Genomic DNA, 17,117 nt, shown 5'->3' with positions numbered 1-17,117 from the left:
GTGAATGCGTCCCACGACGTGCGCGAGGTTGAACCATGAAAAGCATCAAGATCATCGTCCTTGGCAGTGCCTTGGCGCTTCTGGTCGGTGGCTGCTTCGTCGGCTCACGTGATCCGAATGAAACCCGCTATCCGAAGGCACCGATGCCGCTTCAGAATCAGACATCTACACTCAAGACGGCAGAGGAAATCCGGCGCGAAAGTGTGGCGCAAAACACGCCGGGCGCACGTGAGGCCGCCGCGTTACGTGACCGGGTGACGCCGCTCAACCTGCAACAGGTCAATGAGCAGGACGTGGCCGGAAATGACCCTCTGGGCTCGCCAGCGCGGGTGGTGCTGGATGAGGGCGAAATGTACCGCGATCCGGTTGAAATCTATCGTGAAGGGCGCGCCCTCTTTCAAAACAACTGCGTCGGCTGCCACGGGCACAACGGTTGTGGGAACGTGCCACGTTCGACGAACTTCACCGACCCCGGCTGGCAGGAAAACAACTCGGACGGCGGGATTTATTCCTCGATTTACAACGGCAAGGGGATTGGCAACGGCGGCGGGGCCATGCCGGCCTACTACAACCAGTTGAGTCCCCAGCAGATTCGCTACCTGGTGGCCTATCTGCGCGCCTTCAAGGGAAGGCAGTGTAATGGTTTGCCGACCCTGAGCGATGTTGAGCGCATGGTGGCCGAGCGCCAGAACAAGCCTTAGTGCTGGCGTGGTCCCCCAGTGGTCAAACAAGGCGCGTGTGCCGGGAATCCCCGGTTGACACCCGGCAGGAAGCGTGGCTTATGCCTTACGACCCGGAGGCTTGCACAAGGAGTACGATCATGACGGACAAAGTGAAAACAGTCGCCCTGCTGGGCCTGACGGCAGTGATGGCCACGGGGTGTTTTGTTGGCGCGCGCAATGCCAGTGAACCGCGTCTGGGGAGTTCTTCCATCGCCGCTTCGCGTACGGCCCCGGCCTATCTGCGGGAGGCGCAAGTGCTGTACGAAGGCTCAACGGACGGTCTTCCCAAAGACACGCCGGCGGATGAAATCGCCCACTACAAGGCGATGCTGGCCGAGCTGCAAACCCGCAACTACGCGGCCTGCGCCGGATGCCATCAGGTCAACGGTGGAGGAAACAAAGCCATCAATGCCACGAACTTTCAGGATGCCGGCTGGCAGGCCAATAACTCATCACCGGGGATGGTCACTTCCATTGTCAACGGCAAGGGCAAGGTCATGCCGGCCTACAAGGACAAGCTGACCCTGCAACAGATCAACTACCTGGTCGAATACATCCGGCGCTTCGAGAAGAAGCGCACGGACGCAGCGCCCATCACCGCCGGCATCCCTTCTGGCACAACGACGCCCGCCGAACTGCCGGTGGCAGAAGCCACGGCGCAGCGCTGAAGGGCTGGTTCCCAAACCGGATGCGCCCAATCGGATGCCCTTTTTGTCTCTGGCCGGTGCGTGGTTCTGTTTCACGTACCGGCCAGAGGTGTTGTGGGAAGGGGCGCCGTGAAGGCCACTTCCGGCGCAGCGGCAGCCCGTGGCGCCTCACGCTCGATAGCCGACTCGACGAGCCACTTCACCATGGGCAGGTCGGCAATGCCTTCCAGAGCACGGGCCGTCGTGTGCAGGGCAATCGGGATGTAGCCCAAATAAACCGGATTGTTGCGCACGGCGAACTGATAGGCATAGGTCCCAATGGCCTTGAGCAGGCGTTGCACCAGCATGAGTTGGTATTCCTGCTCGAACTGGCGGCGGGAGGCGTAGTATTGCGCGCCAAAGGCAGCCCGGTGGAGCTGCCAGAACCGCTCCCTGAGTGTGGCCTGAAAGTCCTCGTCCAGTGCCGCGTAGGGGTCACCCAGAAGCGAGGCCAGATCGTAAGTGGCCGGCCCCATGCGGGCATCCTGATGATCAATGACCCAGAGCCGTCCGGCGTGGTGCATGAGGTTGCGCGCGTGGTAGTCGCGGTGACAGACAACGCGCGGGACCCGCGCCAGACGGTAGGTGAGGGCAAAGAGTTCGCCCAGCACCAGAGCTTCCTGTTCCGCCGACAACACCCAGCGGCCGTAGCGTTCGACGTAGTTACGGAAAAAGTAGTTCATTTCCCAGAACAGCTTTTCGTCGTCAAACGCCTGCCGCCAGGCGACAGAGTTGCAGGCCTGGGCCAGTGGGGTTGTCTTCTGGATATCCACAATCAGGTGAAGCGCCAGGTCGTAGTCCACCCGGCGGGCCACGTCCGGTTGATTGGTCAGCACATCCTGAAGCCGCCAGTCACCGACATCCTGCTGAAGCACCACACCCCGGCGGCCATCCACCGCAAACACCTGGGGCACAGGAATGCCGGCCGACTGGAAAAGCCGGGTGACATCCAGGTAGGCAAATGTCGTGACATCAAACGGTTCGGCATAGACCGCCGCAATGAAGGTTTCACGCTCCCGGCGAATGCGGAAGTACATGCGGGTTGACGCATCACCCAGGAGGGGTTCGATGGAGAGGATGGCCGCCGGGAAGTGTTCACTGAGGAAAGCGGTGAGCTTGTCCGTCGGGCGCGGGAGTCGGTTGTTGTCGTTGGGTGAATTCATTGGGGCTGGTGGTTGGGGTGCGCAGAAGATTCCTGTTTGGAGGATGGGGAAGCTGGAGTTGGGGACCGGCGCAGCACCTGCCAGAGGGCGACGCCGTGTTTGAGGTCGCGGCCGGTAAACCGATACCGCACGCCTTTGGTTGTGGTCACGCAAAGCTCGTGGCGCACCAGACGCAGTTCAGCAATGTCTTCTGTGGCAAGGGAAAGGCTTTCTGTGCCACGTGGGGCGGCGAAAACCAGACCCGTGGCGGAAAAGCGCAGGGTTCCGGTGGTTTCGGAATGATGTCCTGGCATCTGACGAACCGCCGGCACCGAAACGGCCGAGACAGCGCGTGACCGGTCAGCCGTGCGCTGCCGTTCGAGCTGTCCGGCGCGGTAGAGCAGTGTCCGGTCTTCCGGGAAAAGACGTGCCAGCCGCCGGTATTCGCCAATGGCCTGTTCCAGCGCGCCTTCTTCCACCCGCGCTTCAGCCTGCGCTTGCATGCGCTGGCGGATTTCCGCCCGCAGGGCTTGCGCCTGTGGATGCCCACGCTCGTGGGCCAGAACCTGCGACAGGTAGAAGTAGGCGTTGTTGTGAGGCGGATCAAGGTAGCGCCCGGCGGCAAAGGCCGCTTCTGCCAGAGCGAGAAAGTGTGCGGCCTGCCCCCGGTTGGCATCAATCAGGTTGGCAATGCGCGTTATGCCGGACTGGCTGCGTTCGTCGCTGGGAAAGCGGTTGAGCAGCAGGTTGTAGGTGGACTGGGCCAGGGCCAGGTCGCCACGGCCGGCAGCCAGCTCAGCCTGCCGCACAAGGGCGTTTTGCACTCTGGTGCGCATGGCGCGCGCCGGTTCATTGTCCGGTTGAATGAGCAGCACCGCATCGGCGTAGTACAGCGCGTTGTCATTGGCCGGTGTCACCCAGTCGCCGCGCTGAAAAGCCTCTTCGGCGCGCTGCATGAACTCAGCAATCCGCTCGGTCGGCGCGCTGTCACTGGCGCGCGCTGCCGGCGGTGGTTCAGCCTTGATGGGTTGCAGGACGAAGCTGACGGCTTCCGGCTGTTCACCTGGCTCAACCAGAACTTCGCGCTCGGCCAGCAGGAACCCTTCGTGCACTGCGCGCAGCGTATGAAAGCCGGAGCCAACCCGTTCAATCGTGCAGGGGGACGTGCCCACGCGCCGCCCATCGAGCCAGACTTCAGCGCCCGGTGGGGTCGTCACCACATCCAGTGTGCCCAAGGCGGACGGATACCGGACGTAGAGCAGAATCCCAGCGCTGACCAGAGCCGCCACCAGACAAAAACCCAGGGTGACAGCGATCCAGCGGACAACTTTTCCCCGTCGGGTAAGGGCAAAGCCGGGTTGTTTGTGCACCAGGTACGTTGTCGTCATGTGGCTTTGTCAGAAGAGTTCACAGCGAATCGCTGCCGGGCGGTTGGCTTTGGTACAGTTGCCGGCGGGCGGCGGGTCCTTGTTCACAAAGCAGCATAGAGTGTAAGTTTTGCTTTCCGCGAGCGTCAACACACCCTGAATTGCCGGTGCGGCTGCCAGTCCCGTTGGGCCGGTCGCTGGCGTTGCAGACGGTCATAGCCTGTATGAGTCACGCCACTGATTCTCCCTCCTCTCCGCCCGTGGAACTGCTCATCGAACAGTTGTCGGATGTTTCCGCCCAGGTTCGCCTGCAGGCGGTGGAAGCGTTGCGGTTGCAAAGAGAAGTGTCTGCCCTGCCAAAACTTCTGCCGCTTCTGCATGACCCGGACTGGTGGGTACGAGTGGCTGTGGCCGATGCCATCGGGGAGTTGGGCGATGAAGGCACGGCCCAGACGCTGTTGCCTGATCTGCACCACGCTGACCCGCTGGTGCGGAGTTCGGTCACACTGGCGCTCGGACGGCTGCGCTACAAGCCGAATTTCGAGACGATGCTGGCCATGCTGGAAGATGACCACCACTGGGTACGCTATGCCGCCGCCGTTGCCCTTGGGGAGCTGGAAGACGTGCGCGCCGTGGACGCCCTGATTCCTCTGCTTGCCGGTGATGCGGATTACCTCGTGCGCGCTGGCGCAGCCCGTTCACTGGGCCGCATCCGGCACCCAAAAGCCATCCGGCCGCTGCGGCGGGCAGTGGTGAAGGACGACAACGAGCTGGTGCGCGCCGATGCCCTGGAAGCTCTGCGTCTGATCTGGAACGGCTCGCCTGGCGAGGAGGAATGAGAAAGTTACGGTGTTTTGAGCCGTTCCAGGGCGCGCGTGACGAAGGCATCCTGGCCGTTGGTCAGCGCTGCGGCCTTTTCATAGGCGGCAATGGCCGCTTCGGTACGCCCGGCACGTTCGTGGACGTAACCCAACTCCCGCCAGACGCCGGCTTCCTGCGGCAACAGGGAAGTCGCCCTGGTCAGTGTGGTTGTGGCGCGCTCAAGCTGCCCCTCGCGGGACAGCGCCAGCCCCAGAGCAAACACGAGCGTCGCTTCATCGGGTTGGGCCGTCAGGGCGCGGTCGAGTTCCGGGATGGCCTTGGCGAACTGGCGCTGGGCCACGAGCAGTCGCCCCCGCAGTCCGGCCGCAACGACTGGCTCGAAACGGTTGACTTTCTCGATACTGGACTGAGCGCGTTTGACGGCGGCCGGGTCATCCGGGGTCGCCGTAACCGCCTGAACATCGAGTTCGGCCAGCAGCCGCCACGCCTCGGTCTGCCGCTCATCCCGCGCCACGGACTGGAGCAGGGTTTTCCGCGCGGCGGCTTCGTTCCCCTGCCGGTAGTAGGCATAGCCCAGAAGTGTCAGGGTCGCAGCGTCGGCTTCGGGGCGCTGCGCGGCGTATTCCAGTTCGGGAAGGGCTGCCGCCGGGTCTCCCGCCAGAAACAGTGCCCTGCCCAGCGCCAGACGGGCAACGGCGTCCTCCCGTTTTTCCTGGGCGCGTGTCAGCTCAATAGCCTTGCGCAGTGCCGTGACGGCCGGCTGGTACTGCTTGAGTTGCAAGTAGCACAAACCCAGCATCCGATAGGCGACCGCCTGTTCGGGATGGTGAATGACGAGCGGTTCAAGTACTTCCAGGGCTGCCGCATACTGGCTTTGCTGATACAGGGAAATCCCCCGCTGGAGACGGTTCTGCGCCTCTTCGTCTTCGGCAAAGGGGGGGCGGCTTTCCTGCCCCCAGGCCATCCCGGTCAGACAAACGGCAAGCCAGAGACTCCACCAGTACCGAGTCTGGTGCCGGTACGTCACGCTGCTGGGTCGTTGATGCCGCCACATCCCGTATGGACACTCCCGGAGTGAATGATTACCATGGTGTTTCTGTCTTCACGTCGTTTTCATCCTGTGGTTGCACATTTTTTTCAGCAGGCTCCGGCTTTCCAGAGGGCAATGTTTTGAAGTACGACCAGGTTCACCATGGAGCACCGTCAGGCCAGCGACTCACCTCTCACCGAAGCGGATATTGATCTGTTCAATCGCTTCTACGTGGATTTCCTGGGCAAGCGTCTTGACGACCCGGTATCGTTTCTCAAGGTCGGTACGCTGTTGCGCCGGGGCGATCTGCGCGACGTTGTGCGCGAAACGATGGTCCTGCGGACGATGTTCGAGCAGGCCATCCCCAACATCCGCCAGCGGGATTTGTTGCTGAGCTTTCCCGGCGTATTGCCCAACCTGCACAGCATCATGTTTGACCTGTCGCAGAGCTACGGGGCCGAGGGCAACACCGTGCAGGTGATGAAGCGCGACCAGGTGGAGAAACACCTCGATGGCACGGAAATGTTCCGTCTCGACGTGGACAAGGCCATGGAGGATTTCCCCTCGCTGCCGCCCGATGACCGGCAGGCGTTGCTCCAGCTTATGAAGACTCATCCCGGCGAAGCCACCCTGCGGTTTCTCCTGGTCATTCTGGCTGATCACCTGTTTCTGGTTGTGCTGCCGAGTCAGACGACAGAAACCACGCCGGCCCTGGGACGCCTGCGCCAGCTCATCGAAAACCAGTTGGGTGAAAAGGCTGATGAACTCATCGTCGAGTTTTTTACGGTGGGTGGCGGCTACATCCGGCGCGCCGGAGAAGGTGTGGTTTTTGGCGGCAGCAATCCATTATTTGATCCCACATACGCCACGCCGGAAGCTCCGACCGTCAAGGTGTTCCAGCAGCGGTGGCAGGAACACAAGTTCTCGCTGGTCAAACGGATTCTGTCCGCCGAAATGCCGGAGCTGATTGTGGGGTTTGACCGCTGAGCCTGGTTTTTACCCGGTTTACTCCGGGACCGGCGGGCTGAAATGCTGTTTTGCCAGCAACAGCAAGGCTTCCAGCTCAAAGGGCTTGACGAGAAAAGCCACCTGTTCAGAGGCAAACATCTGCCGTACGCGGTAGGTCACGTCTGTGCCGGACATGATGATGATCCGCACTTCGGGACGTTTGACAAGAACTTCCCTGGCAACCTGCAGGCCGTTCATGCCGGGCATCTGGACATCCATCAGGATGCCGCGCAGACCCGGCGTGGAAAGAGCTTTCTCCCTGGCTTCTGTCCCGTTGCGCGACAGGACAATCTCATAGTGCGGCTGAAGCAGTTCGGCATACAGCTCGCGCAGCAGTTCTTCATCATCGGCAATGAGGATGAGTGGCTTCGGCATCGGCTTTAGCTCCGCTTTTCCGGCAGGCGGGGAACTGGTGCGGGGTCATCAGCCTCATGCCTTGGGGCTGTCAGGGAGGGTGTCGCACCTTTGATGCTGGAGCACAGGCAGGCGTAGTCCGGCCCATACCGCTGTTCCTGCTGCTCGATGGCCGGCAGGTAGTCGTAAATGACCAATCCGCGCCCGGCCCGGACCGGTGTGAGGTGCGCGGCGCAGACGTGGTAGGGAATGCTCTTGCGGCGACGGGCGGCGCGAAAGAGCGTGACCATCTGAATGGGGATGAAAAAAACCGCTCCGTGTTTGGCGAACTCGACGAGAAACCCGGCAATGGCCCCACAGGCGGCCATTCTTTCCAGAAATGTCACCTGGTGGGGGTGCAGGTTGTCGAAGTCCAGCAGGTCGCGCCTGGTGGTCTTGGCATCGTAGAAGATGCCCCGTCCGTGCGGGGCCACAACCCCGCCGTAATCCGGTTCGCCGCGCGATTCCGGGATGAACGCGCGCGGGTCGCCTTCCCGGCCGGCGGCCAGCGCCTGCCGAAATGCCGTGGTGGTGAGGGCATCCCCGGTTTTCAGGGGCGCAAGCGAGGGAGGAAGCGGCACTGCCAGCCCCCGGCGACGGATACCGATGGGCACAACGTATTTTCCCGGAATGGCTTTGCGTGTAATGCACGCCCGTCCGAGTTTCTCATACGCTTCGTTGGTATGGTTGATCGCTTCCTGAAATCCGCTTCCCCGCTCGGCGCCGCGTTGTCGTGGTCGTCCGTGCGTCATGGAGTTGGTTCAGGTTGGTCTTTGGTCAGGCGTCCGAAGAAGCCGCAGCAGGGAAATTTCCGGTGGGCACTGATAGCGAATCGGCAGAAAGATTGTTCCCAGCCCACGGTTGACATAAATCTGGGTCTTTTTCATCTGCGCCCAGCCACGGGTGTACTGCTTGCCGTGGCGGTTGTAGGAAATCGGGGCACCAATGACCGGCAGCTTGACCTGCCCGCCGTGCGTATGTCCCGACAGCACAAGATCACACTCGGCGAGTGAAGCTTCCTTGATGATGTTGGGATTGTGTGAAAGCAGGATGCGCACGTCCCGGCGGCGGGTGCCCTTGAGGGCCGCGACAAGGTCGTGGTTGCGCGTCGTCGTATCGCCGAGGCCGCACAGGTAAATGAACCGTCCACCGATGTAGAGCGGAAGGTTGGTGTTGTGCAGTACCGGGATGCCGTGCCGCTCGAAAGCCTGGGTGACGGCAGAGGCTCCAACCCAGACATCGTGGTTGCCCAGAACGGCAAAGACCCCGAACCGTGCCCGCAGCCGTCCCAGACATTCGGCGCATGGCTCAACATAGCGCGCCGTGTGCGTGACGTAATCTCCTGTCAGCACAATGACATCCGGTTGCAGGGCATTGGTTTCCGTCACGGCTTCGGCCAGGTGCTCCAGCGAGAGATACGGGCTGTGGTGGATGTCTGAAAGCTGGGCAATCGTGAATCCGTGAAAATCATCCGGCAGATTGGGAATCACGATGTCCTGCCGGTCAATCTGAAAACGGTAGGTTTCCTTGACTTCCAGGTTGGCCCGCTCAATGAGGTCAGCCGTCAGTTCGATGAGTGCATCCCGTTGCTTGAGGCTGCGCGGATGCTTGGCCGTGGTGCGGTGAAGAAGGCGCGCGAGGGGCATGGTTAACCACGAGTCGGAACAAGGACGGCGCACAGGCACGTCACAAGGTTTTCAGTCACGAAAAGCAGTACGTTCGATGTTTTTCCAGAAAGGCATGAAGCGCTTGGGCGCAGGGCCACTATACGGCACGAGTTTGGGTTTTGGAAACTGTTGCACGTTCAATCCCTGCTGCTCAAACAGGCGCACGAACTCCCGATACCGTGGGGCATAGGTCTCTGTGACGGCCAGATGCGTGGCCCTGTGCGTCCGGCAGAAGTCGAGCACCTCCTCGACGACGTTTCCGCGCCGCAGTTCCTTGACCGGATTCGGGATGCGTTCGTACAGGTCCACGATGCACTCGTAGATGAAAAACAGCCGCTTGAACGTCAGGCGATAGCCTTCCGTCAGCAGCGGTTCATCGAAGACAAAAATGACCGGCGCGGCCGGATAGGCCTGCAACGCAGCATCATAGGGAGACAGCCCGTCGCCGTGCAGCCAGACACAGGTTGTCGGGGTCGTTGCCATGGCGCTTGTTTGAAACCTATGCGTCGTTGAGAGTTCCTAACTCTGCAACAGCCGTCTCCCGCCAGGCAACAAAAATCTTACACTCTGAAAGGTTTTTCCGGGTCTTCGTCCATCCGTGGCGCGGTTGTCCCTGAAACCTCTGCCCGGCAGCGCAGGTGTTTCAGTCTTGTGCAGTGATCCAGCCGCCGCCCAGCACCAGCTCACCTTCGTAAAACACCACCGCCTGTCCCGGCGTGATAGCCTTTTGTGGAGTATCGAAAACCACCTGCACATTGCCGTCGGGCAGCGGATGGAGCGTCGCGGGCGCTTCTTCGTGGCGGTAGCGGATGCGTGCGGCACAGCGGCGGGGCGCGGTCAGCTCTGGCAGGGCAATCCAGTTGACGCGCGTCGCCGTCAGGGCCTTGCCCGGCAGGGCTTCTTCGGGCCCGACGATGACCTGCCCCCGGGCGGCGTCGAGGCCGACGACGTAGAGCGGGCGGCCGTCGCCGGCCGTGATGCCAAGGCCGCGGCGCTGGCCGATGGTGTAGCGATGAATGCCGTTGTGCCGTCCAAGCACGCGTCCGTCCGTGGTGACAATCTCGCCCGGTTGCGGCAGGTTGCGACGCAATCCAAGTTGAACCAGCCGCGGCGCTACCGGAGACTGCGGCTCGCCGGCAACCGTACCACCGGCTTCCGCAAGATAGCGTTCGATGAACCGGGCATAGTTGCCGTCGGGAATGAAGCAGATTTCCTGGCTTTCGGCCTTTTCGGCGGTCGGCAGACCATGGCGGCGCGCAATGGCGCGCGTTTCAGCCTTCGACAGTTCGCCCAGCGGAAACAGCGCACTGGCAAGCTGCTCCTGGGTGAGTTCAAAGAGGAAGTAGGACTGGTCCTTGCGGGCATCGCGGCCCTTGCGCAGTTCCCAGCGTCCGGTCGTGGTGTTGAACTGCACGCGGGCGTAGTGTCCGGTGGCGACTTTCGCCGCGCCGACATCCCGGGCCAGCGCCACGAGGGTGTCAAACTTCATCCGGCTGTTACAGGCCACACACGGGCTGGGCGTGTTGCCGTTGAGGTAGCTCACGACGAACGGCCGTACCACACGGGCCTCGAAGTCGTCCTCGAAGTTGAGGACGTAGAAAGGAATGCCCAGCGCCTCGGCCACGGCCCGCGCATCGTAGAGGTCGTCGAGGGAGCAGCACCGGGACGGCAGCGGATTGCCGTCGGCATCCACGTTGATGCGGCGCTGGTTCCAAAGCTGCATGGAGAAACCGATAATGTCGTACCCTTGCTCCTTGAGCAGGGCCGCCACAGTGGAACTGTCCACGCCCCCTGACATCGCCACGGCAATGCGTTCGGTCATTGGTCCTGCCTCGCTCAAAACGGTTTTCTTGACCCCTTCCATCCTGCCCACCACCCACTGGCGGCACAATCTACCGTGCCGGGATGGAAGCCACCAAGCCGGCTTCGCGCAACAGACGTTACCGGCAGGGCCTTTCGTGCAAAGTCCGGTAGCCGTTTTCAGTGGATGTGCGCTACTCTACGCCCTTTTTTGAACTTTCCAGCCGGATGCCCGACGGCTGAAGCCTGAGATGAGGTAGATGCTGTGAAAACCCGCGCCGATCTGCGAAATGTTGCCATCATTGCCCACGTTGACCACGGAAAGACCACGCTGGTGGATGCGATGCTGCGCCAGTCAGGCACCTTCCGCCCCAATGAAAAAGTGGCCGAGCGCGTCATGGACAACCTCGACCTCGAACGCGAGCGCGGCATCACGATTATGGCCAAAAACACGGCCGTGCGTTATGGCGATGTCAAAATCAACATCGTGGATACGCCCGGACACGCTGATTTTGGCGGCGAAGTGCAGCGCATTCTGAAAATGGTGGACGGCGTCATCCTGCTCGTGGATGCCTCGGAAGGGCCGCTGCCGCAGACGCGCTATGTGCTTTCCAAAGCCTTGGAACTCAATCTCAGGGCCATTGTCGTCATCAACAAGATTGACCGCCCCGATGCGCGCATTCAGGAAGTGGTCAACGAAGTCTATGACCTGTTCATTGACCTCGACGCCAACGAGGAACAGATTGAGTTTCCGATTGTCTATACGATTGGACGCGACGGGATTGCCAAGCGGCGGCCGGAAGATGACGCTTCTGACCTGCGGGTGCTGTTCGAGCAGATCATTGAGACCATCCCGGCGCCGCTTGACCGGCGGCAGGACCCCCTGCAGGTGCTGGTGACAAACATCGGCTATGACGAGTATGTGGGCCGCCTGGGGATTGGCCGCATCGTCGCCGGCGAGTTGACAACCGGGCAGGCGGTCAGCCTGTGCAAGCGGGATGGCTCGGTCGAGAAGCACCGCATCACGCAGCTTTACACCTTTGAGGGCCTCAAGCGCGTGCCGTGTGAGCGCGCCGCTTCGGGAGACATCATCACCGTAGCCGGGGTGCCCGACATCAACATCGGCGAAACCATCGCCGATGCCGAACAGCCCAAAGCCCTGCCGCTCATTCAGATTGACGAACCCACCATCTCGATGGTCTTTGGCGTCAATACCTCGCCCTTTGCCGGACGTGAGGGCAAGTATGTGACCTCGCGCCAGATTCGGGAACGGCTGGAAAAAGAACTGCTGGGCAATGTTTCCATCCGCGTCGAGGACACCGACTCACCCGATGCCTTCAAGGTGACGGGCCGCGGGGAGTTGCAGCTTGCCATCCTCATCGAACAGATGCGCCGCGAAGGCTATGAAATTCAGGTCTCCAAGCCGGAAGTGGTGACGCGCTACGAACAGGGAGTGCTCAAGGAACCCATTGAGCTGGCCGTGGTGGACTGCCCCGATACCTTCGTGGGCGTCGTCACCGAGGCGATGGGCCGGCGGCGCGGCGTGATGACCAAAATGATCAACCACGGCACGGGCCGCGTCCGCATGGAGTTTGAAGTGCCCTCGCGGGGCCTGATTGGGTTCCGCTCCGAGTTTCTGACCGACACGAAAGGCACGGGCCTGCTCAACACGATGTTTCTGCGCTGGGACGCCTGGCTGGGGCCGATTCCTTCCCGGCTCAATGGCGTCCTGGTGGCCGACCGCGCCGGCGAGGCGACGGCCTATGCGCTCTACAACCTGCAGGAGCGCGGCGAAATGTTCATCAAGCCCGGCACGCCCGTCTATGAGGGCATGATCGTGGGTGAGAACTCCCGTGAAAATGACCTGGATGTGAACGTCATCCGCGAGAAAAAGCTCACCAACATGCGGGCTTCGACGGCCGATGAAGGCATCCGGCTCGTGCCGGCGCGGGAGCTTTCGCTTGAACAGGCCCTGGAGTTCATTGCTGAGGATGAGCTGGTTGAAGTCACGCCCAAGTCCATTCGTCTGCGTAAGCGGGTGTTGGCATCCAACCTGCGGCCCAAACGCAAGGAATGACCGGCAGCGCCTACCCGGTGTCGGGCCCGGCCGGAGTCCAGCCGTCATGTTCTGTCAGCCGTGCTCACCGTCCACCAACTGACCTACCGCTATCCGCCAGCGTCGCCCGGACAGCCGCCGCTCGTGGTTTTTGAAAACCTGTCGTGGGCGGTGGAAGGCAGAGCGGCGGCCGCCATTGTGGGCGCGTCGGGCGTGGGAAAGTCCACGCTGCTGCACGTTCTGGGCGGCCTCGATGCGCCAGCGGCCGGTGAAGTACGCATTGGCAGCACGTCCCTGTGGGAACTGTCGCCAACGGAGCGCGCGCGCTTTCGGAACCGGAGCATCGGCTTCGTCTTTCAGTTCCACCACCTGCTGCCGGAGTTCACGGCCCTGGAAAACGTCGCCCTGCCGATGCGGATGGCCGGCGTCAGATGGGATGAAAGCTGCCGGCGGGCCCGGCGGCTGCTGGAGCGCGTCGGTCTGGAGCAGCGCCAGCATCACCTGCCGGCAGAGCTTTCCGGCGGGGAAAGTCAGCGGGTGGCGCTGGCGCGGGCGCTGGCCAATGCGCCGCCGCTGCTGCTGGCCGACGAGCCAACCGGCAACCTCGATGAGCGGACAGCGGCTGACGTTCTCGGTCTGCTCCATGAACTTCAGCGCGACCAGGGTCTGACGCTGGTGCTTGTCACGCACGACAGCCGGCTGGCCGCCACCTGTCAGCAGGTCTGGCGGTTGGAACGTGGTCAACTGACGCCGGTCGTGGCTTGAAGCCGGTCTCCGGGCGCGGCATGCTTGCCGATGGCCCACGGGCAACGGTTTTGGAACGCCGTCGGTTTGGTCTTGGCGGCCGAGTAGCCTATGCGTGTCATCGCGGGGATTCACAAAGGCAGGCGCCTGCGAAGTGAACCGGGTTTGCGTGTGCGTCCCACGTCTGACCGGTTGCGCGAGACCCTGTTCAACATTCTTGCTCCGCGCATCGGCGATAAGACGTTTCTGGATTTGTGCGCCGGTTCGGGCGCCGTGGGTATCGAGGCGCTCAGCCGGGGGGCAGCGCGGGCAACCTTCGTGGAACACTCGCGCCGTGCGCTGGTGGCATTGATGGAAAACCTGGCGCGGTGCGGCATTGGTGAGGAAGCGGAAGTTGTCCAGCGCGATGCCGTCAGCGCCGTCAAACAGTTCATCCAGGTCGGGCGGCGCTTCGATCTTATCTTCTGTGACCCGCCCTACGCTTCACCGCTGTACGATCCGCTGTTTGAGTTGTTGGGAACCCAGCCGCTTCTGGACGAGGACGGCTGGTTCATCGTCGAGCACCACGCCAAGCATGCCGTGGTGGAAACGATTGGCGACTTGCGCCGCTTCCGCGCCGTCCAGCAGGGTGAATCCACGCTAAGTTTCTTCAGTCGCTGGTGACGTGGAGGCGGCTTTGCGCAGCCGCGCGCGGCGGATGGCGCGCCCGTCGCTTTCAAGGACTTCAACTTCCAGCCCGCGGACGATGAAGTGTTCGCCTGTCGAAGGTACGCGCTCCAACTCGGAGACAATGAAGCCGTTGACCGTCTGGAAGTCGTCGCCGGACAGCTCGCGCTCCGTGACGAGTTCGATCTTGCGAATTTCGGTATTGCCGCGCACCAGCCACGCGCCATCGGTTTCCTGAAGCACTTCTGCTTCTTCTGACTGTTGGTCTTCGTCTTCGATTTCGCCGACGATTTCTTCGAGGATGTCCTCAATGGTGACGAGTCCGGCCACGTCGCCGTATTCGTCAATGACGAGGGCAATCTGCATGGCGGACTTGCGCATGTCTTCGAGCAGATCGGCGATGCTCTTGCTTTCGGGGACGAAGTAGGCCGGGCGGACGATGTTGCGTACCGGCTCCTGGTCACGTCCGTTGAGCAGGCAATCGAGGACATCCCGGATGAAGACAAAACCCACGATGTCATCGGAGTCCTGCTCGAAAACCGGCAGCCGCGAGTGCCGTTCGCGCGTCATGGTTTCACTGGCTTCACGGACAGTGGCTGACGCACGAACTGAAATGATTTCCGGGCGCTGCGTCATGATTTCGCGCACGGCTGTGTCGCTGAACTCGATGACCGACTGGATGAGTTCGCCTTCGTCTTCCTCGATGATGCCGGCTTCTTCGCCGACATCAATCAGCGCCTGAATGCTCTCCTCTTCGTTGGGGGGCGTCGAGTCAGGAACCAGGCTGCGCTCCGGCTCGATGCGAAACCACTGGATAAGCTGCCGCATGGGACGGACGAGGGGCTGGACGGCTTGGAAGTACAACCGAAACCAGGGCAGCAGCCGGAGCAGATAGGCTTCGGGCTGATTCTGGACAAGGATGCGCGGCAGGATTTGGCGGGCCGGGATGACCAGAAACAGCGTCGTGACCAGTGCCACGGGCAATGCCCATGGCGAGGAAAAACGATTGGCCAGCAGAACGGCCAGCGCCGTCAGGATGAGCGTTCCCGACTGGAGACCGAGTGAAAGACTCAACCAGAAATCCAGCCGGTGGCTGAGCAGATGGCGCAGAAAGGCGCGCTGCGGCGAAGGATCGGGCAACTCGGCAGCCAGTGAGCGGAGGGTGACTTCAGAAATCGAGCCGTGGGCGCTTTCGACGAGAGCCAGGAAAAACAGGCCGCCAATGGTCAGAAGCACAAAGGCTAGCTCATACTCCATAGAACGACGTACACTATTCCACCCGCTGCGCCGGTGTGCGGCTCACGGCTGATGAGCCGGCGGCGCGTTTGTGGCGGCAGGCAGGAAGCGCCGCCGAAGCCGACGTTCCAGGCGCGTCATTTGCCCGGTATCGGTCTCATGGTCGTACCCACACAGATGAATGATGCCATGGATGACGAGTCTTTGGATTTCTTCCGCGCATGTCAAGGCATGGCGTTCGGCATAGCGCCGCGCGGTCGGTGTGGAAATGATGACTTCGCCCAAAAGCGGACGTTCGCCATTGAGACCCGTTGCCGGCTGGCTGAAAAACCAGGCTTCACGCTGGGCCGGCCGGTGCGTGTAGGGTGAAGGCAGTTCCAGGTGAACGAAAGACAGGACATCCGTTGGGGCATCCACGCCCCGGTAGGTGTGGTTGAGCCGCCGGATAGCGGTGTCGCCAACAAAAACGAGGTTGACATCCACGGCCGTTGCAAGACGGGGGCCGAGGACGGCTTCCAGCGTTGCCTGGGCAAGCTGCGCCAGTCCGGCGCGGTCAAGGCGTTCATGGCGTTGGCGGTTGACGACGTGCACCACGGGACGGCTACCTGCCTTGCGGAATGGGTCTGGTGTCCATGCTGCAAATCCGCCAGCCGGAGAACAAGCCGGAAAGCGGGTTGGCGTCCGGCCCGGGTGCCGGCTCTGTCACCGGCGGCGATGGCGGGCAAAGAACTCCCAGATGACTTCAGTGGCCTGAATCTCCATGCACTGGTTGCCGACAAGACGGGGAGCTTTGGGCGTTTGGCCGCCGGGTATCTGGTGGCCGCCGCCCAGCAGGGCGTAGAGCACGACTTCATGGGCCGCGTCCCGGCCGGCCCAGCGGCGCACCTCCACCCGGCAGTTGTCATCCGGTATGCGGTCAGGGAGGCGTTCCACGGCTGGCTCTTCCGGCAGTCCGGCGGCCCGGCGCCAGAAATCAGCCGTTTCCCGGGTTGAAAGCACTGTGCCGTAGCCCCGTCCGAGAACCCGTACTTCGCCGCCGTTCCAGGGCATCATCGGGTCATCCGTGCCGTTCATAATGAGAACAGGCAGCGGGTGCGGCGGCGTGGTATCGCGCCACCGGGTCGGCAGGTTGGCTATCCCGGCGGCGATGGCGGCCAGCCTGTCGCCCAGCTCGATGCCCAGGCGGTAGGTCATCATGCCGCCGTTGGAAAAGCCGGTGGCATAGATGCGCTGTGGGTCCGCCTGCCCGGTTTTCACGAGGTGGTCAATCAACGCCCGGAAGAAGCCGACATCGTCCACGTCGGTGTTGCCGCGTGCGCGGCGGAAGGTCTTGCCACGTCCGTCATTCCACTGCCCGTCCACGCCGGCCGGATAGACGGTGATGAAGCCTTTCTGTTCGCCAAGCCGGGCAAAACCAAGGCGGCGTTCCAGCTCTTCAGCGCCAGCGCCGCCGCCGCCGTGCAGCACGAAGACGATTGGCGCGGGCGTCGTGGCCAGGCGGCTGGGCCGGTGGAAGTGGTAGGTACGTGTCCGACCGCCGTGTGACAGGGTGTGTCGGGTGAGATTGGGCAGGGCCTGGGACTGCGCCGGGTGGGCGGTGAGGCAGCCGCTCACCAACCCACACAAACTGAGCCACAGGATGAAACGGAAGGTCATAGGGCTTTTCCTCACGGAATAATGGCCCGAAAGCCCGGCGGAGTCTGTCATCAGTCGCCTTTCCTTTGGTCGGCCGGGTGCTCCCGGAACTTCCGGCAGCGTATGCCAACACAGTGCGGTTG

General features: G+C 62.2%; 18 protein-coding genes. 7 read left to right on the top strand and 11 right to left on the bottom strand.

Going from position 1 to position 17,117, the window contains the following annotated elements; all coding sequences use genetic code 11:
* Positions 1–35 precede the first annotated feature (35 nt).
* The gene (locus CABTHER_RS10700; protein WP_014100659.1) at positions 36–701 is read left to right on the top strand and encodes a c-type cytochrome; all 666 of its coding nucleotides are present in this window, start codon (positions 36–38) and stop codon (positions 699–701) included.
* Positions 702–820: 119 nt separating this feature from the next.
* Complete coding sequence (locus tag CABTHER_RS10695; protein ID WP_014100658.1) at positions 821–1,390, top strand: c-type cytochrome; 570 nt, start codon at positions 821–823, stop codon at positions 1,388–1,390.
* A gap of 71 nt (positions 1,391–1,461) precedes the next feature.
* Here the strand turns inward: CABTHER_RS10695 and CABTHER_RS10690 are convergent, their stop codons facing one another.
* Both CABTHER_RS10690 and CABTHER_RS10685 read right to left on the bottom strand, forming a co-directional pair.
* Complete coding sequence (locus CABTHER_RS10690; RefSeq protein ID WP_014100657.1) at positions 1,462–2,571, bottom strand: aminoglycoside phosphotransferase family protein; 1,110 nt, start codon at positions 2,569–2,571, stop codon at positions 1,462–1,464.
* On the bottom strand, positions 2,568–3,938 hold the full coding sequence (locus CABTHER_RS10685; protein WP_014100656.1) for a PEGA domain-containing protein: 1,371 nt from the start codon (positions 3,936–3,938) through the stop codon (positions 2,568–2,570). Before CABTHER_RS10685 ends, CABTHER_RS10690 begins: the two co-directional genes overlap by 4 nt.
* Positions 3,939–4,141: 203 nt before the next feature.
* On the opposite strand from CABTHER_RS10685, the gene CABTHER_RS16005 reads away from it, so the two are divergent.
* On the top strand, positions 4,142–4,756 hold the full coding sequence (locus CABTHER_RS16005; protein WP_081464852.1) for a HEAT repeat domain-containing protein: 615 nt from the start codon (positions 4,142–4,144) through the stop codon (positions 4,754–4,756).
* 5 nt (positions 4,757–4,761) lie between these two features.
* Here the strand turns inward: CABTHER_RS16005 and CABTHER_RS10675 are convergent, their stop codons facing one another.
* Entirely contained in the window at positions 4,762–5,766 is a 1,005-nt protein-coding gene (locus tag CABTHER_RS10675; protein WP_211431915.1) for a tetratricopeptide repeat protein, read from the bottom strand.
* Between the two features lie 165 nt (positions 5,767–5,931).
* On the opposite strand from CABTHER_RS10675, the gene CABTHER_RS10670 reads away from it, so the two are divergent.
* Positions 5,932–6,756, top strand: a complete 825-nt coding sequence (locus CABTHER_RS10670; protein WP_014100653.1) for a hypothetical protein — start codon at positions 5,932–5,934, stop codon at positions 6,754–6,756.
* Between the two features lie 18 nt (positions 6,757–6,774).
* On the opposite strand, the gene CABTHER_RS16000 is transcribed toward CABTHER_RS10670, so the two are convergent.
* From CABTHER_RS16000 to mnmA, 5 genes are all read right to left on the bottom strand, one after another.
* Positions 6,775–7,152: a response regulator gene (locus tag CABTHER_RS16000; RefSeq protein WP_014100652.1), complete on the bottom strand. Its 378-nt coding sequence runs from the start codon at positions 7,150–7,152 to the stop codon at positions 6,775–6,777.
* Between the two features lie 5 nt (positions 7,153–7,157).
* Positions 7,158–7,922, bottom strand: a complete 765-nt coding sequence (locus CABTHER_RS15995) for a Holliday junction resolvase RecU (protein WP_014100651.1) — start codon at positions 7,920–7,922, stop codon at positions 7,158–7,160.
* A gap of 9 nt (positions 7,923–7,931) precedes the next feature.
* Positions 7,932–8,816, bottom strand: a complete 885-nt coding sequence (locus CABTHER_RS10655) for a metallophosphoesterase (RefSeq protein ID WP_014100650.1) — start codon at positions 8,814–8,816, stop codon at positions 7,932–7,934.
* Positions 8,817–8,867: 51 nt separating this feature from the next.
* A complete protein-coding gene (locus tag CABTHER_RS10650) occupies positions 8,868–9,320 on the bottom strand; it encodes a hypothetical protein (protein ID WP_014100649.1) in 453 nt (150 codons plus the stop codon).
* 160 nt (positions 9,321–9,480) lie between these two features.
* Complete coding sequence (gene mnmA, locus CABTHER_RS10645; protein ID WP_041569209.1) at positions 9,481–10,659, bottom strand: tRNA 2-thiouridine(34) synthase MnmA; 1,179 nt, start codon at positions 10,657–10,659, stop codon at positions 9,481–9,483.
* 243 nt (positions 10,660–10,902) lie between these two features.
* Between mnmA and typA the strand changes: the two genes are divergently transcribed.
* The 3 genes from typA (at position 10,903) to rsmD (ending at position 14,100) form a co-directional block, all read left to right on the top strand.
* Positions 10,903–12,714 carry a translational GTPase TypA gene (gene typA / locus CABTHER_RS10640; RefSeq protein WP_014100647.1) on the top strand — a complete coding sequence of 604 codons (1,812 nt, stop codon included), beginning with the start codon at positions 10,903–10,905 and terminating at the stop codon, positions 12,712–12,714.
* Positions 12,715–12,774: 60 nt separating this feature from the next.
* A complete protein-coding gene (locus tag CABTHER_RS10635; RefSeq protein WP_014100646.1) occupies positions 12,775–13,458 on the top strand; it encodes an ABC transporter ATP-binding protein in 684 nt (227 codons plus the stop codon).
* A 90-nt stretch (positions 13,459–13,548) separates the two neighbouring features.
* The gene (gene rsmD / locus CABTHER_RS10630; protein ID WP_014100645.1) at positions 13,549–14,100 is read left to right on the top strand and encodes a 16S rRNA (guanine(966)-N(2))-methyltransferase RsmD; all 552 of its coding nucleotides are present in this window, start codon (positions 13,549–13,551) and stop codon (positions 14,098–14,100) included.
* Here the strand turns inward: rsmD and CABTHER_RS10625 are convergent.
* The 3 genes from CABTHER_RS10625 to CABTHER_RS10615 all read right to left on the bottom strand — a co-directional run bounded on the left by CABTHER_RS10625 (position 14,077) and on the right by CABTHER_RS10615 (position 16,995).
* Positions 14,077–15,360 (bottom strand): hemolysin family protein, encoded by a 1,284-nt coding sequence (locus CABTHER_RS10625; RefSeq protein ID WP_014100644.1) that lies wholly within the window; start codon positions 15,358–15,360, stop codon positions 14,077–14,079. The two genes, rsmD and CABTHER_RS10625, sit on opposite strands and share 24 nt — an antisense overlap.
* 42 nt (positions 15,361–15,402) lie before the next feature.
* The gene (gene ybeY / locus CABTHER_RS10620; protein WP_014100643.1) at positions 15,403–15,933 is read right to left on the bottom strand and encodes an rRNA maturation RNase YbeY; all 531 of its coding nucleotides are present in this window, start codon (positions 15,931–15,933) and stop codon (positions 15,403–15,405) included.
* Positions 15,934–16,041: 108 nt separating this feature from the next.
* Complete coding sequence (locus CABTHER_RS10615; protein ID WP_014100642.1) at positions 16,042–16,995, bottom strand: alpha/beta hydrolase family esterase; 954 nt, start codon at positions 16,993–16,995, stop codon at positions 16,042–16,044.
* Between the last annotated feature and the right edge of the window lie 122 nt (positions 16,996–17,117).

Source organism: Chloracidobacterium thermophilum B, from assembly GCF_000226295.1.
GTDB classification, from domain to species: domain Bacteria; phylum Acidobacteriota; class Blastocatellia; order Chloracidobacteriales; family Chloracidobacteriaceae; genus Chloracidobacterium; species Chloracidobacterium thermophilum.
Note: the sequence above shows the minus strand (reverse complement) of the source record. Positions and strands in the feature narration are given on the sequence as shown.